Below are 14787 nucleotides of genomic sequence, written 5' to 3' on the forward strand. Positions count from 1 at the left end.
GGTCTGGAGGGGCTCCGGTGATGTTTGCATCGCTTCTTGGCGATCAATGCGCCCAGCTCCCTGATTGGCGTCGCGCCCAGATTGCCGGAATGCTGCCGCGACAGGCGCCGATGTCAGCATCTGCGCCGGGCCCTGTTCGGGTTGCCGGGATGCTGCTGTTCGGCCTGATCTTGTTGAGCCTCAGCGGTCCGGTGCAGGCTCATCGGTTGCAGGTCTTTGCCAGCGCTGATGGAGACCAGATCCAGGGGCGAGCCTATTTTGTTGGCGGGCATCCTGCGCGCGGCATCGAGATCCAGCTGCTGGACGCCGATGGCCAGCAGGTGGCTGAGCTGAGCTCGGATGACGACGGGCGGTTTCGCGCTCAGGTGTCTGTCGTCGACGATTATCGCGTGGTCGCCAAGTCGGGCGACGGTCACCGCGCCGAATGGCCGATCGCCGCCTCCGAGCTGGTCGGGGTGTTCGCTGACGTGAGGCCGACGCCACCGACGGCTCCTGCTGTAGACGTCTCTCGTCCTGCTGCAGGTGTTGCTAATGAGCGTGAAAGCCCCAATCGCATTCCAGCGTCGCCGCCCGCGTCTACTGAGTCATCGCTCCAAGATGACGAGGCGTCTTTTCCTGCTGGCGCAGACCTTGATCTGGCACTAAGTGTCGCTAGTCAGCGCGGGCTCGAGCCATGGCTTCAGCATGTGATTGAGCAAGCGATTGAGCAGACGCTTGGGCAGACGCTTGAACAAGCGCTGGCGCGGCAGGTGCGCCCACTGCGTGAGGCGTTGGCTGAGGCGCAGGCACAGGCCTCGCTCCGTGATCTGTTGGGTGGACTGGGCTACATTGCTGGTCTGGCCGGACTCGGCCTCTGGTGGACGCGGCGCCGCGAGCAGCGGCATTCCGTCAAGGACAACAGCGATGGCTGAGCTGCCGGGTCCCAAGCGGGCCGACTCTGATCAGGTGGGGCCGGCATTGGGCCTGTTCGATCAGGCCTTTGATGAGCGATCAAATCTGCTCGCCGTATTCGATCCGCGTGCTCGGGTCATCATCGCGGCGCTGTGCGCGATCACCGTGGTCTCGCTGCAATCGCTCAGCATGGCGTTCTTGGCCTTGTGCGGCGCGATCTTGCTCGCCTGGCTTGGCGGTGTCTCGGTGCGTCGTCTAGGCTATCTGCTGCCGCTCGAGCTGTTGATGCTGGTGCTCATCTTGACGCTGCCGTTCTCGGTGCCTGGCGCTCCGCTGTTGCAGCTCGGGTCGTTCGCGGCCAGTGCTGAAGGGCTCGCGCTGGCGCTGCTGATCCTGTTCAAGGCGAATGCCGTGGTGCTGATCCTGTTCGGGCTGGTTGGCGCCATTGGCGCAGGCCCAACGGTGCACGCGCTGGCGAGCCTTGGGCTGTCGACGAAACTCTGCCAGCTGCTGTTGCTGACGCTGCGGCAGATCGACCTGGTCGGCGCTGAGTATCGCCGCATGCGCCTGGCGATGCGGGCGCGCGCCTTCGTGCCGCGCAGCGATCGACACAGCTGGCGCGCGCTGGGCTGGCTGATCGGCATGCTCTTAGTGCGTAGCCTGGCGCGCGGCCAGCGGGTTGCCGATGCGATGCGCTGCCGCGGCTTTGATGGTCAGCTGCGGCTGCTGCAGCGCTTCCACTGGCAGCGCGGTGATACGCTGCTCTTGTTCGGCGCATTGCCATTGCTCGCGGGCCTGCTGCTGGTCGATTCAAGCTAGACCACAGTTGCTACGTAGCATGAACTGACAAGCATTGCGGAAACAGCCTATCCGGAGGCCTTGCGATGGACCCTACTGATCTGGCCAGTGCGGGCGATGTGCCGCTGGTTGAGCTGAAGGAGCTGAGCTTCGGTTACGGAGCCAGGCCGCTCCTGCGCGAGATCGATCTGCGCATCGGCCGGTACGAGCGGGTGGCGCTGGTCGGGCCGAATGGCGCTGGCAAGAGCACCCTGCTGCAGCTGATCGTTGGCCTCTTGGCGCCGAGTGCCGGTCAGGTGCGGGTGCTGGGCAGGGAGTGTCGCTCTGAGGCCGATTTCCGCGTTGCACGGGCCAAGGTCGGGCTGGTGTTTCAGCACAGCGATGATCAGCTGTTTTGCCCGACGGTGCTCGATGACGTTGCCTTTGGGCCGTTGAATCTGGGGCGCTCGCCGGCGCAAGCGGCGGCTGCGGCAGAGCGCACCTTGGCCGCGCTCGGACTTGAGGGCTATGGTCCACGGGTCACCCATCGTCTCTCTGGCGGCGAGAAACGGCTGGTGGCTTTGGCCACGGTGCTCGCCATGGGTCCCGAACTGCTGTTGCTCGATGAGCCGACCAGCGGGCTGGATACCCGGAGCGAGGCACGCCTGCTCGATCATCTGGACGCACTGCCGCAGGCCATGTTGATCGTCTCGCATGACCAGCGCGTGCTCGAGCGTCTCAGCACTCGGGCGCTGTGGCTGCAACAGGGCCGATTGGTCGAGGCCGAGCTGCATCGGCATCCGCACCAGCATCGACACGCACATCTGCATCTGCATGCGCCGGGTTTGGCGAGTGATCAGGATCATCTCAGTGAGTTGCCGGTCCACGCGCATGCGCATCCGGGTGAAGCCGAGCTTGCGTCAACCGTTCAATCCTATGACTGCTGCGATGGGGACCGGCGGGACGAGGCGCATGGTCGATGACGAACTCGAACTCGAACCTGTTGCGCTGGGCTCCAGTGCACGCTTAGTGGCTGTCCATTAACTTTTTCCCGATTTGAGGGCCGGTATGGGACGATTATCGGGAAGTAGAAAATGGACAGCCACTTAGTGACGGCGGCTTAGGTTCCATCGCTATTCTGTACTGGCGTTTGATGGTCTACACTTATGTGACCCAGTTCACATTTTGAGTGCAGGACAGTCGATGCATCGTCAGGCTAGACAGGTTGACCCGGGTGATACGTTGCAGCGCTATCTCAGCACGCTGCAAGAAGAATTCCGCCGCTCGCTGGCTGCATCCTTGAGACGCTCGGGCGGACCAGGGCAGGTTGCGCAGGAGCAGCAGGATCTTGCGGCGAGCCAAACTGCAGTCTTTAAGTTCGTCGTCGATGGCTCGCGCCGATGCAACCCGATCCGTCCGATGTGACCGCGCTCACCAAGGCCAAGCTCGGCGGCGAGACCGCCAAGATCCCTTGGTGTGAGTTACAGCGGTTCTTCGCCCAGGGCCGCGCCATTCATGTCGCTACCGGCCTCGACTTAGTTGAGGTCGCCCTGGCCGTCCACCACGACGACGCCGAGCAGGTGTTGCACTGGATGACCCAGGGCCAGGTTGAGCGCGTCAGGGATGCGGATGCGCGGCACTGGATCGAGGTCGATGCGCTGGTCTGGGCCCTCGTGGTGCGGCCCTGGGTGCTGGTTCAGCCGCTCGAACTCGACGAAGCCGGGGCCGATTGATGGCCTATGGCAGGGCTTGAACGCCCATGGCATCAAGGTAGGCACGCGCGCTTGCCTCCTGCCTGTAGGCGGTGACTGCCTGCTTTAGCCTGTTCGCGGGTAGCGGGTCGTCTAGCGTTTGCAGCATGGCGCTGGCCATCGCCTCGCTATCACCAACCGGAACCAGTGGGCCGTAGCGGCCATCGTCGAGCAGTTCGCGTGGCCCGCTTGGGCAGTCGGTCGCAACGGCCGGGATGCCGAGTGCGAGTGCTTCAGTAAGCACGTTTGGTGACCCTTCCCAGGCGGACGAAAGCACGAACAGGTCGGCGCGTGCGAGCCAGGCATAGAGGTTGGTCTGAAACCCGGGTAGCTCAAGATCACCCTCGGCGCCGAGCCGCAGGCCTAGGGTCTCGGCGAGCGCTGCGAGGGTGTCACGGGCGCGGCCGTCGCCGATGATCAAGAGCCGGCAAGCACGCTGTTGTTTGAGCCGGCTGAAGGCGCGCAAGAGCGTCGGGAAGTCCTTCTGGCGTTGTAAGCGACCGGCGCCGATGATGACCGGAATCGATGCGCTCTCGGCTAGCCAGGGATGCGGGCAGGGGGCGGCTGCCCACTCAGCCAGGCGCGGCGTGATCACCGGGTTGCGAATCACCCGGATCTGGCCGCGCGGGAGCCGAGCGATCCTGGCGGTATCCTCGGCGACCCCTTCAGAAACCGCGACGATCTGCTCGATGGCTGGATAGAGTCGACGGATCGGCAGTAGCCGCAGCCAGCGCTTGAGGGGATTGCTGCCGGATAGGGCCGCGGACAGATTGGTGCCGAGCCGTAGCACCAAGCGCGTGTCGCTGGCGGCGAGGGCGCGCGCGATGACGGCAGCACGACCAGCGCGGTCCTTGACGGCCAGTAAGACGGGTGGGCGCTCGCGGCGCAGCCAGCGTGCCAGTGCGAAACTGGCCAGCCAGGTGTGGCGGGGGCCGAGCGGGATGCAACGGACGCTGTCGGGCAGGGCCTCTAGGTGAACGCTCTGCGTGCGAACGAGCAACAGATCAACCTGATAACCCTGCGCGCAGAAGCCTTGAAGCAGGTGAACCAGCATCCGTTCCACGCCGCCCTGACCGGAAAACGAGGCGAACACGGCCAGCCGCGGTTGCGTTTCGCGTACAGTGCCAGGCTCATCGCCTGCACTCATCAGCATGCCCAGACTGCAGACGGTGCTTAGGCGGTGCTGGTCTCCGCGCTGTCGGCGATCTCGCGCAGGCAGTTCGAGCAAAGGCAATCTTCGTACTGGCCTTGCAGGGTTTTCAGCACGGGCAGCGAAACCTTGACCGCGACACAGTCGCAGTTGCGTAGATCATCAACCCTGCATTCGAAAGCGGTACCGCAGCGCGGGCATTGTTTGGTGCCGTCGGTGATCGGCTCGTTCCAGGTCATGGGCTCGTCCTCCTGTACAGGTCTTAGGCGTCGCGTATTCAGTCTCTTTATGGAAAGAGAGTGCGGCCGTTAGCCTTAGGATTCTAGGTAGGAATCTAGGTAGGATTCTAACGCTTTGCGCTTGGTTGGCGGTTGGCTGGCTGTCAACTGAAGTCGCCGCGGCGCGCCGCCTCGGTGATCAGTGAGACGGCCGGGTGCTTAATGCGGCGCTCGGCGGTGATCGCGTAGAGCCGCTCTTTGAGTTCGGGTGCACGCCCGATGACGCGCACCTGATACTTGGCGAGCACGTCGGCTTCGACCGATTGTGGGGCGGTGAAGATGCCGGCGCCGGCTTCGCCAAAGGTCTTCATCAAGGCTCGATCTTCGATCTCGGCGACAACGCGTGGCTGCACCTGCTGGTGCTCGAGCCAGAGTTCGAGGGCCCGCCTCAGCGCGCTGGCGCTGCTCGGCATGAGCATTGGTGCGCCGTGCAAGCTGGCCGGAAAGTCGGCCATGAGTGCCTCGGCCTTTGCGGTTGCGGCAAAGAAGCAGGTTGCCGACTCTCCAAGCGGATGGCTGTAGGCCCTGATATTCAGCGCGGGGCTGAGGGGGCTGTCGGCCAGTATCAGGTCATGCTTATGCACCGAGAGGTCAGCGAGCAGTTCAACCAGTGGCCGCTCGGCGCAGACTAGCCGAACCGGTTCCGGCATCGCTAAGACCGGCGCCAAGACTCGGTGCGTCAGGAGTTTGGGGACGACCATCGCGATGCCGACGTTGAGGCTTAGGCCACCGGTTGGCGTGCGGCCAGCCAGCACATCCTCGAGTTCTTCGCCAAGGCGGAAGATGTCGTCCGCATAGGAGAAGACCAGCCGCCCGGTCTCGGTCAGCGCTAAGCCTCGGCCCGACTTGGCGAAGAGTTTGTCGCCGACCTGTTCTTCGAGCTCGCGCAGTTGGCCGCTGATGGTCTGCGGTGTCAGATGCAGGATCTCAGCGGCGCGCGCGATTGAGCCGTGCGTGGCAACGGCCCAGAAGTAGCGCATGTGCTTGAGATTCAGATGGGGCATCTGAGGTCTGTGTGGGGTTGTCGACGGCAAGGCGCTGGCATGGATGATCACCGGGTGGTATCGATGATCACCGGGCTGTCGAGCGGCTTGCCATCAAGCTGGGTTCGTCCATCTGTCGTGAGGGCGAGCCGACCTTCGGCAAACCAGCGTGCGGCGAGCGGGTAGATGCGATGCTCCTGCTCCAATACCCGTGCGGCGAGCCGGTCAGGATCATCGTCGGCGAGCACCGGCACCCGCGCCTGCAGAATCGCCGGCCCACCGTCGAGCTCAGCGGTGACGAAGTGAACCGTGGCCCCATGCACCGGGTCGCCGGCCTCGAGCACCCGTTGGTGGGTGTGCAGGCCGCGATAGCTCGGCAACAGCGAGGGATGGATGTTGAGCAGGCGGCCTTGCCACTGTTCGACGAAGCCGGGGGTGAGGATGCGCATGAAGCCGGCGAGGGCGATCAGCCCTGGGTCCGCTGCGTGCAACAGCTCGGCGAGCGCGGTGTCGTAGGCTTCGCGCGTCTCAAAGCCGCGATGGCTTAGGGTTCGCGTCGGGATTCCGGCGCGCGCTGCTCGTTCCAAGCCGAAGGCGTCAGCACGATTGCTGATCACCAGCCCAACCTCGAACGGCGCGTCTTGGTGTTGGCCGTGGTCGATCAGCGCCTGCAGGTTGCTGCCGCTGCCCGAGATCAGTACGGCAAGCCGCAGAGGCGCGTTGCTGCTCTGCGTCACGTCAGCGCTCCAGAGTAGCGCACCGATGGACGTGCTTCGTCGCTGGCCTCGATGGTGCCGATGATCCAGGCCTGCTCGCCGCTCTCGGCAAGCTGGGCGCAAGCGGCCTCAGCCTGGTCGGCGGGCACGCAGGCGATCATGCCGACGCCACAGTTGAAGGTGCGCAGTAGTTCCGTATCGGCGATGTTGCCCTGCTCGCGGAGCCAGCCGAAGATCGGTGGCAGCGACCAACTGTCGAGATCGATCAGCGCCTGGCTGCCCTTGGGCAGCACCCGCGGCAGGTTCTCGGTGATGCCGCCGCCGGTGATGTGGGCGAGGGCATGGACCTCGAGCGCCTGGATTAACGCGAGCGTTGGCTTCACATAGAGGCGGGTTGGCGCTAGCAGCAGCTCGCCGAGGCTGCGCTCGCCGGTGACTGAGGCAGCGGGCATCGAGGCGGGTTGCACGGAAGACGCTGGCGCTGAGGACGCCTGTGCCGAGGATGTCTGTGCTGAAGACACCTGTGCTGAAGACGCCTGTGCTGAGGATGCCTGCGTCTTGAGCGGCATGCTGAGAGGCATCGCACTCAGCTCGAGCACCTTGCGGATCAATGAGTAGCCGTTGGAGTGCGGCCCGGATGAGGCGAAGGCGATCAGTGCGTCGCCAATCCGTACCTGCTCCGGGCTGATGATGGCGGATTTCTCGACGATGCCGACGCAGAAGCCGGCCAGGTCGTAGTCGCCCGGCGCGTACAGCCCAGGCATCTCTGCGGTCTCGCCACCGATCAACGCGCAGCCGGCTTGCCGACAGCCTTCGGCGATGCCATTGACGACCGCGGTGGCGACCTCGACATCCAAGGTACTGGTGGCGTAATAGTCGAGAAAGTAGAGTGGCTCGGCGCCGCAGACGACGATGTCGTTGGCGCACATGGCGACCAGATCGATGCCGATGCTGTCGTGCTGGCAAAGCTCGATGGCCAGCTTGAGCTTGGTGCCGACGCCATCGGTGCCCGAGACCAACACCGGCTCGCGATAGCCGCTCGGCAGCTCGAACAGACCGCCGAAGCCGCCGAGTCCAGAGAGGACGCCGGGCCGGTGGGTGGTCTTGACCGCGGGTGCGATCTGCCGCACCAGGCGTTCGCCGGCATCGATGTCGACGCCCGCATCTTGGTAACTTAGCTGTGGTTTGCTCATAGTAGCGGGTTGCAATTCGCGCGAGACAGTTGCAGCGTCAGCGGAGGTGCTGCGTGCGGAGGCCCTCGGTGTCAGCGGCCGGGCCTTGAAAGTCTGCCATTCTAGCGCGATTGCGGTCTCGGTCTGGTCTTTCAGGCGGGTCCTTCCCCGTCATTCAGGTCAGTGTCGATGAGGTCATGGAGGAAATGCAACGTGAGGACTGAAGCCTGGGTTGTGGATACTGGATCTGATCGCGCGTCGCTGTGTTCAGTCTCTCGGTTTGCTGATGATCGGTTCGCTGCTAAAGCATTGCTCGAACGCGCGCTTGCCGGGATTGGCGAGACCAACGACTAGCGAAAAGGTTGCCACATCCTTAGGAACGCTCGTATTAAAACCCTCGGCTGCTTCAAGCGAGAACGGAGCCAACGGCCATGATGAGGTTGAATTCTGAGCCAGGACGCGCATTCAGCAGCTGAACATCCCTTTTTTGAGGACCGTCGAGCCGATGTCTACCGTCAAGAGTACCTGCTACGAATGTGATGCCAACTGTGCGATCGATGTCACCCTCGACGCCCAGGGTGAGCCGGTCTCGATCGAGGGGCCTGACTGCCCGCGTTGCTATGTTCAACTCGATCGGCGCAACCATCCAGATCGACTGCTCTATCCTCTGAAGCGGGTCGGACCGCGCGGCAGCGGCGAGTTCGAGCGCATCAGTTGGGACGAGGCGCTCAGCACCATCACTGAGCGACTGAGCCAGACCCGTGACCACTATGGTGCGCCGGCCGTGGCCTTCTTCGCCGGCTATACCAAAGAGGCCCGCCCGCAGTTGCAGCGCCTCGCGCATGCCTTCGGCTCGCCGAATTACATGACCGAGAGCGGCTGCTGCTTCTCGGCGACCAAGGTAGCCGAGGAGGTGACCTTCGGCACCAAGATCAAGACCACCTCCACCGTCGCCTCCTATAAGACCAAATGCCTGTTGGTCTGGTCGACCAATCCGCGCGGCTCGATCCCGCCCTTCCATCTGCATCCGCAGGCGCATGCCAAGCCGGGGCGGCCAATGATCGTGGTCGATCCGCGCCGCACGCCGCTGGCGGATCAGGCCGATGTGTTCTTACAGATCCGCCCCGGTACCGATGGCGCACTGGCGCTCGGTTTCCATCATCTGATCTTCGCTAACGGCTGGCAGGACCAGGCCTTCCTCGACGAATGGGCGAGCGGCGTCGAGGCCTTCCGCGACTATGTCGCCGAGTTCCCACCCGAGCGCGTCGCCGAGATCTGTGGCATCGACGCCGACGATCTGCGCCATGCCGCTGAGCTGTTTGCGACCCTGCACCCTGCGCAGATCATGCTCTCACCGACCGCCACGGTGCAGCACAGCAATGGCTTCCAGAATCATCGCGCCGTGATCCTGCTCTCGCCGGTCACCGGCAACCTCGACCGCGAGGGCGGTAACCGCTTCTTCAACGATAAGCTCAACCCGAAGCCGATCGAGCTGTTCGATCACTGTGTCAACGACCTACCGCCGCGCGTCGGCGATGAGGTCTTCCCGGTCTGGACCCGGCACTGGCCGGCGGCGCAGAGCATGCTGCTGCCCGATTGCATCCTTGAGGGCAAGCCGCAGCGCATCCACAGCCTGCTGGCGATGGGCATCAATACCGCGATGTGGGCCAATTCCAAGCGCGTGGAACAGGCATTGGGCGCGCTCGACTTCTTTGCGGCTTCGGATTTCTTCCACAATCCGGCCACGCGCATGGCCGACATCGTGCTGCCAGCGGCGACCAACCTCGAGCGGGAAGCGCTGATCGCCTATCCCGGCTGCGCCTTCCAGGGCGAGCTGCGCTATCGCTATCCTGTCGTCGCGCCCAAGGGTGAGGCGCGGCCGGATGCCCAGGTCTGGCTCGAGCTGGGCGTGCGCCTTGGCATGGCGGAACAGTTCTGGAATGGCGACCTCGCCGCCTGCTGGGCCGAGGCGGCCTCAGGCTTTCCGGAGGATGTGCGCGAGGAGGTCTATTCCAATCCGGACGGTGTCACCGTGTACGCGCAGACCATTGATGATCTGGTCGAGCACGGCTACCTCGATGCCGATCGCCAGTATCGGCTGCATGGCTTCAAGACCCTCAGCGGCAAGGTCGAATTCGACGCCCAAGAGCTGCGCGATGCCGGTTACGATGGCCTGCCGATCTGGCGCGAGCCGGCCGAGAGTCCGCTCTCGACGCCCGACGTGGCGCGCGATTTCCCGTTGGTGCTGACCAGCGGCGCGCGGCATAAGCACGCCACCCATTCGCAGCATCAGTACCTGGAGCGGATGCGCAAGGCGATGCCGGATGCGCTGGTCGAGCTGCATCCAGACGATGCCGCGCCGCGCGGGATCAACAACGGGGATGAGGTCATGGTGTCGACGCGCCGCGGCAGCGTGCGGTTCACGGCTCGGATCACAGATCGGATCAAGCCCGGCGTTGCCCACTGCGCACACGGTTGGAATCACGCCAACATCAACGAGCTCACCGATGACGGCGCCCTCGACCCGATCAGTGGTTTCCCTCCGTTTAAGTCGTTACTCTGTGAGGTTGCACCGGTGCAGGGTGCCGGGCGTCAAGCCGCTTGATGCTCAAGGCCGATCAATGTTTTCATCCGGTGGCGGCAAGCGGTGACAGCAAGCAATGACAGCGCATGAGACAGCCCCCGGAGACGGGGGCCTGTGAGCAATCGAGCGAGCAATCGAGGACGCCGGCGGTTCTTACAAGGGGTTTCGTCGGCGGCGGTCGCAGCCGGTTTTCCGGCCATCATCAAGGCACGCAATGCCGGGCCGACGCTGCGTATCTTGGGCACCCATGCCACGCTGCAGGAACCCATCCGGCAGCAGGCCGAGCGCGACTTAGGCTTCCGCATCGAGCTGCTGCCAGGCGGCAGCTCGCAGGTGTTACTGCAGGCATCCACCGAGCCAGACAGCTTCGATCTCTATGAGCAATGGTCCGACAGCATGCGCTTGCTCTGGCAAGCCGGGACCATCCAACCCATCGACACTGGTCGCCTGACGTATTGGGACGAGGTCAACCGTCTGTGCAAGACCGGCCGCATCACCGAAGAGGCGCCGATCGGTGCCGGCGACCCGCCCAATACCATCCTCTATGTGCAGCCGGATGGTGCGCTGGGGCCAACGCCGCAGGCCCGTATCGGTTACTTGCCCTACGTGCATAACGTGGACGCCTTCGGCTACGATAGTCGCGTCATCCCTGAGGCTGAGCCTTATGTCGGCGAGAGTTGGGGTTGGCTGCTCGATCCCGCCTACGCCGGGCGCGTCGCTCTAGTGAATGCACCGAGCATCGGTATCTTCGACTTGGCATTGGCAGCCCGCGCGCGCGGGCTGATGGATTTTGCCGATCTGGGCGCGATGACGGAAGAAGAGGTCGATGAGCTGTTCAAGATCGCCATCGCCTACAAGCTTGATGGCCAATTCCGCTCGTTCTGGCGCTCGATACCGCATTCCGCCGAGCTGATGATCTCGGGCGAGGTCTGTCTCGAAAGTATGTTCTCGCCGGGTGCATTGATGGTACGCGCCGCTGGCGTGCCCTGTGTCTACGCCGCTCCGCGTGAAGGCTATCGCGCCTGGTTCGGGGTGATGTGCTTGTCGCGCGCCTGTACCGATGAGCGCCAAGAGGCGGCTTACGCTTACATGAACTGGTGGCTCTCAGGCTGGGCCGGAGCCTACATGGCCAGGCAGGGCTACTATATCTTCAACCCAGAGCGCTCGCGGCCATTCCTCAGCGCCGATGAATGGGGCTATTGGTACGCGGGGCAGCCGGCGCAGCGGCCATTGCCTGGTACCGATGGCCGCATTGTGGTGCAGCCCGGACAGCTGCGCCATGGCGGCTCCTACGTCGAGCGCTGGTCGCACGTCGCCGTTTGGAACACGGTCATGTCGACCTATGATCTGAGCGTGCGCCGCTGGAGCGAGCTTGTTCTCGCTTGAGCGCACTGCGGTGCCGCTGGCTGCGCGCTGGCTGCCGCTGCGCCAGCGGGTTGCGGCCACGGTCTATCTGACCTTGCTGCTCGCCCTGTTGTTTGGCGTTGGCGCTATCTGGATGGCGCAGATGACGCGCTCGCAGACCGATGAGCTGGTGCGGTTGGCAGACGCCTCGAAGGCGGTTCGCGGTTTCCGTACCAACGTCGACAAGATGCAGTTCGCCGCCTATCGCTTCGTCGCCGCCAACCATGGCTCGGCGGTGGTCCAGGTCAGTCGCCTTTACTCAGCAACCCGGGCCTCGCTGACAGAGTGTCTTGCGACGGGCTGCGTCGACGCCAGCGCAGAAGGGCGTATTGAGGCGTTAGTGGAGGGCTTGGATCGATTCTACAAGGCCTTTGGCGACGCCGTTGCCCAGCGCAGTGTCTTGAGTTCGATCATCGATCAGCGCTTTAAGCCCAATCTTGCCTTTGTGCGGCAGGAACTGCCGGCGCTGGTACACACTGAGTCGTCAGGGGCTCGAGCCGATTCGCCGCAAGCGCTCGATGCCGTCAACCTGCGGGCGATTCAGCGGCACTTGCTGGCTGTCGAGGAGGCGACCGATTCGCTGCTCTACAGTGCCAATCTGCAGTCCTATAGCAGCCTAGCCATCGACTTCGACTGCGAGCGCGGTCAACTTGCCCAGCTCTCGCCATCCGTACCCGAAGCCTCGGTCGCTGCGATTCGGACCGCGTTGGAGCAGATGGAGCACGTTTGGGGCACCTTATTGCAGCGAGCCCGTGGGTATCTGTTTCTGGTGAATGTCGTCATGGCGGCGGATGCGCACGAGATGCAGGTCATCGCCGGTCAGCTCGAGCAACAGATCGAAACGGCCCTGGCCGACGCGCACCGCGCTACCGACTCAAGGCTCTTTAGCTTTGCTTCTGCCCTCATCTTGCTGTTGCTGCTCGGGAGTCTTGCCGTGTTTGCTCTTGGCCAAGCCATGGCGACGAGCGTGACCCAGCAGCTCAGGGCGCTGACGCAGACCTTTAACGATCTTGCCGCCGGCTCCCGCGCACCGATCTGCATCCAAAGTCCGCACAACGACGAGATCGGCGAGCTGGCGATGGCGGCAGCCCGCTTTCGCGATGCGAATGCCGAAATTCATGACCTGTTAGCGCGTTATCAGGCCCTGAATGAAGCCCTGGAGTCTAAGGTCGCCGAGCGTACCTCTGCGCTGGAAGAAAGCAATCGGCAGCTCGAACGGCTGGCGCATACCGACCGGCTCACCGGCGTACTCAATCGCCGCGCCCTGGAGCAACGGCTTGAGGACGAAGTGAAACGGAGCCAGCGTTACGGTCGGCCTTTCTCACTGATGTACCTAGATCTGGACCACTTCAAGGAGATCAATGATCGCCATGGGCATGAGGTCGGCGATGCCGTGCTGGTGCGCATGGCCCACGAGCTTGGCGCCATGCTACGGGCGCATGATCGGCTTGGCCGCTGGGGCGGTGAGGAGTTCCTGATCCTCTGCTCAGAGACGACCGGTGAGGACGCGCGCTCCTTGGCGGAGCGGATTCGAGCGCGGGCGGAGCAGCTTAAGCTCGAGCCCGTTGGTCAGGTCACCCTCAGCATTGGCATCGCCAGCCTGGCTCCGTCGCAAACGGTGGACAATCTGCTTGCTAAGGCCGACCAGGCGATGTATCGGGCCAAGTCGCTCGGGCGTAACCGCTGCGTGTTGGCGTCATAGGCGTGATAGCGGCCGAACAAGTCAGCGCACTTGCATGGCCACCCGTTTCCGGGGCGGTGCAGCAGTCCGATTCGTCAAGATTAAGGAGAAAACTCATCATGCCTTTCATTGGTGTTCTTCCCGAGCGCAAACAGCTCTTCACGCCCGAGCCGCGTTGCGATCTGCCCGTGAGTGACGCGGCCGCCTGGCGGCTGAATCCGGCGCATCGACAGATCTACGACAAGCTGCGCCTCGCGCTCGATGCCGGTCTCACCGCTGCACCCTGTGGCGTCAGTCCAATGGATCTGGGCATGGCCGAGGATGCCGAGGTGTTCGTGAAGCCGATCACCAACCTCGCGGGCATGGGGCTGAGTGCGCGCTCGGTGCGGGCCGATCAGGTGCCGATGGAGCCGGGAAGCTATTGGTCAGAGCGGCTAACAGGAACACACAGCAGCAGCGATTGCCTGGTCCAAGACGGGGAGCCGCAGTGGTTTGCGCATACCCGAGGCTCGGACGAGAAAGATGCCTCGCGCCCGATCTATTGGGAGATCGGTGCCGACCTTCCAGATGCCGAGGAGTGGCTCAGCGCTTGGGTGCGCCGAAACCTGGCGGGCTACACCGGCATCTGCAATATCGAGCTGATCGGCGGTCGGCCGATCGAGGCCCATCTGCGCGGCTCCAATGGCTTCTTCGACCTCTATGGGCCGGCGTTTATCCCAGCCTGGGTCGCGCTGGTGGATGGGGATGCCTTCAGCCCGCCGCCGCCGATCCCGGGTGGCTATGTGATCTCGGTGTTTGGTGAGGCCGATCTGAGCGATGAACATCTGCGCGCCGCGCATGAACTCGGCGTCAAGGTGCAGCCCGATCCGAGCACGCCGGGCAGGGCGGCTATCCTGCGCTGTCGCGAGCGCGAGGCGGGTTTTGAGGTGTATCGGCTGTTGACTGGGCGTAGGCTCGATGCCTAGGGGGGCGCTGCGGTCTGAGTCTCAGGGGAGCATCAATCAATCTCATCACACTGGATCAGTTAAGATCTAAGCCTGCTCGTGAGATCGGAGACCACCATGCACACTACCCAACAGCTCAGCATCAGCTTACCGAACGATCTGGTCGAAGAGGTCAAGGCGAGAGTCCGTGCAGGTGAATATGCCTCCGACAGTGAGGTCATCCGCGAGGGCTTGCGGACACTCCTTGCCCGTGATCGCGAACCCTTCAAACCGCTGTTCAACGCACGCCTGCTCGGTAAGGCGCTACAAGCCGCTCACATCCTCAGCAACTCATCCTCAGCAACTCATCGTCAGCAACTCATCGTCAGCAACTATCTGGAGCTGCGCCAGGCCGCATGATCGGTTGCTCGCCCTCATCGATGACCGGGATCGCTGCGACATTTCTTATGACCTGAT

The 14787-nt window shown here is 63.6% G+C and carries 14 protein-coding genes; 9 read left to right on the forward strand and 5 right to left on the reverse strand.

Features of this window, described 5'->3' with window-relative positions:
• Nucleotides 1-20: 20 nt before the first annotated feature.
• The 4 genes from CCR96_RS09460 to CCR96_RS09475 all read left to right on the forward strand — a co-directional run bounded on the left by CCR96_RS09460 (nt 21) and on the right by CCR96_RS09475 (nt 3401).
• Complete coding sequence (locus CCR96_RS09460) at nt 21-911, forward strand: hypothetical protein (RefSeq protein WP_201219883.1); 891 nt, start codon at nt 21-23, stop codon at nt 909-911.
• A complete protein-coding gene (gene cbiQ / locus CCR96_RS09465) occupies nt 904-1710 on the forward strand; it encodes a cobalt ECF transporter T component CbiQ (protein WP_201219884.1) in 807 nt (268 codons plus the stop codon). Before CCR96_RS09460 ends, cbiQ begins: the two co-directional genes overlap by 8 nt.
• A gap of 65 nt (nt 1711-1775) precedes the next feature.
• Nucleotides 1776-2651 carry an energy-coupling factor ABC transporter ATP-binding protein gene (locus tag CCR96_RS09470; RefSeq protein ID WP_201219885.1) on the forward strand — a complete coding sequence of 292 codons (876 nt, stop codon included), beginning with the start codon at nt 1776-1778 and terminating at the stop codon, nt 2649-2651.
• Between the two features lie 417 nt (nt 2652-3068).
• Nucleotides 3069-3401, forward strand: a complete 333-nt coding sequence (locus CCR96_RS09475; RefSeq protein ID WP_201219886.1) for a DUF2288 domain-containing protein — start codon at nt 3069-3071, stop codon at nt 3399-3401.
• A gap of 4 nt (nt 3402-3405) precedes the next feature.
• Here CCR96_RS09475 and CCR96_RS09480 read toward each other — a convergent pair whose 3' ends face one another.
• The 5 genes from CCR96_RS09480 to purM form a co-directional block, all read right to left on the reverse strand.
• Complete coding sequence (locus CCR96_RS09480; protein WP_242518820.1) at nt 3406-4572, reverse strand: glycosyltransferase; 1167 nt, start codon at nt 4570-4572, stop codon at nt 3406-3408.
• Between the two features lie 20 nt (nt 4573-4592).
• Nucleotides 4593-4808: a cysteine-rich CWC family protein gene (locus CCR96_RS09485; protein ID WP_201219887.1), complete on the reverse strand. Its 216-nt coding sequence runs from the start codon at nt 4806-4808 to the stop codon at nt 4593-4595.
• A gap of 143 nt (nt 4809-4951) precedes the next feature.
• Nucleotides 4952-5851, reverse strand: a complete 900-nt coding sequence (nhaR, locus tag CCR96_RS09490; protein ID WP_201219888.1) for a transcriptional activator NhaR — start codon at nt 5849-5851, stop codon at nt 4952-4954.
• Nucleotides 5852-5898: 47 nt separating this feature from the next.
• Nucleotides 5899-6567, reverse strand: coding sequence for a phosphoribosylglycinamide formyltransferase (gene purN / locus CCR96_RS09495; protein ID WP_201219889.1), 669 nt, complete (start codon nt 6565-6567; stop codon nt 5899-5901).
• Nucleotides 6564-7739, reverse strand: coding sequence for a phosphoribosylformylglycinamidine cyclo-ligase (purM, locus tag CCR96_RS09500; RefSeq protein ID WP_201219890.1), 1176 nt, complete (start codon nt 7737-7739; stop codon nt 6564-6566). The genes purN and purM overlap by 4 nt, the downstream gene beginning before the upstream one ends.
• Before the next feature lie 484 nt (nt 7740-8223).
• Here purM and CCR96_RS09505 point away from each other — a divergent pair, with 484 nt between their 5' ends.
• The 5 genes from CCR96_RS09505 to CCR96_RS09525 all read left to right on the forward strand — a co-directional run bounded on the left by CCR96_RS09505 (nt 8224) and on the right by CCR96_RS09525 (nt 14730).
• Nucleotides 8224-10323 carry a molybdopterin-containing oxidoreductase family protein gene (locus tag CCR96_RS09505; RefSeq protein WP_201219891.1) on the forward strand — a complete coding sequence of 700 codons (2100 nt, stop codon included), beginning with the start codon at nt 8224-8226 and terminating at the stop codon, nt 10321-10323.
• A gap of 93 nt (nt 10324-10416) precedes the next feature.
• A complete protein-coding gene (locus CCR96_RS09510) occupies nt 10417-11688 on the forward strand; it encodes an extracellular solute-binding protein (protein WP_201219892.1) in 1272 nt (423 codons plus the stop codon).
• A complete protein-coding gene (locus CCR96_RS09515; protein WP_201219893.1) occupies nt 11675-13408 on the forward strand; it encodes a GGDEF domain-containing protein in 1734 nt (577 codons plus the stop codon). Before CCR96_RS09510 ends, CCR96_RS09515 begins: the two co-directional genes overlap by 14 nt.
• 98 nt (nt 13409-13506) lie before the next feature.
• Complete coding sequence (locus CCR96_RS09520) at nt 13507-14352, forward strand: hypothetical protein (RefSeq protein ID WP_201219894.1); 846 nt, start codon at nt 13507-13509, stop codon at nt 14350-14352.
• Nucleotides 14353-14448: 96 nt separating this feature from the next.
• Nucleotides 14449-14730: a ribbon-helix-helix domain-containing protein gene (locus tag CCR96_RS09525; protein ID WP_201219895.1), complete on the forward strand. Its 282-nt coding sequence runs from the start codon at nt 14449-14451 to the stop codon at nt 14728-14730.
• Nucleotides 14731-14787: the final 57 nt, after the last annotated feature.

The organism is Halochromatium roseum (assembly GCF_016653315.1).
In the GTDB taxonomy this organism is placed as follows: domain Bacteria; phylum Pseudomonadota; class Gammaproteobacteria; order Chromatiales; family Chromatiaceae; genus Lamprobacter; species Lamprobacter roseus.